The 730-nt window shown below is 75.8% G+C and carries 1 protein-coding gene; it reads right to left on the reverse strand.

Translation table 11 applies throughout. From position 1 onward, the window contains the following. Positions 1 to 74: 74 nt before the first annotated feature. A partial coding sequence (locus tag PUR56_RS06225) for an acyltransferase domain-containing protein (RefSeq protein ID WP_329948155.1) occupies positions 75 to 730 on the reverse strand: 656 nt, incomplete at its 5' end.

A 730-nucleotide genomic window follows, 5' to 3' on the forward strand; every position in this document is an offset into this window, starting at 1 on the left:
CCCCCCCCCCCCCCCCCCCCCCCCCCCCCCCCCCCCCCCCCCCCCCCCCCCCCCCCCCCCCCCCCCCCCCCAATTTAATGCCCCTCGACGGCGTCACCAGGTTCGTCGAACTCGGCCCGGACGGCGTGCTGTCCGCGCTCGTGCAGCAGCCCGACGCCGTCACGGCGCCGCTGGTGCGCCGCGACCGTGACGAAGTCACCACCGTGCTCACGGCGCTCGCGACCCGGCGCGTCCTCGGCGTCGCGGTCGACTCGGCGGCGCTGGACTGGGGAGAGCGACCGGGCGAGCTGCCGACCTCCGCGTTCAAGCTCCTGCGGTCGGGGGGGGAGCGGGCCGGGGACTGCGTAGGGCGGCTGGACGAGCGCGGACAGCTCGCCGTCCGGGCCGAGTTCGACGAACCTGGTGACGCCGTCGAGGGCCGCGAGGGCGTCGGCGACGCGGACCGGCTTGCGGACCTGGTCGACCCAGGACTCCGCGTCCGACCACTGCCCGACACCGACCGGGCGGCCGGTCACCGTCGACACCGCCGGGACCGAAGGCTCGGCGAAGGTCAACCCACGCACCACGGCGCTGAAGACCTCCAACATCGGCTCCATCAGACGGGAGTGGAAGGCGTGACTGGTCCGCAGACGGCTGGACTTCCAGCCCCGCCCACCCGCAGCCTCGGCAACGGCGTCGATCTCGGCTTCCAGGCCCGCGACCACCACGGCCCCAGGGCCGTTCACCACGG

Origin of the sequence: Streptomyces sp. BE303 (genome assembly GCF_036290945.1) — a bacterium.
Lineage (GTDB): Bacteria > Actinomycetota > Actinomycetes > Streptomycetales > Streptomycetaceae > Kitasatospora.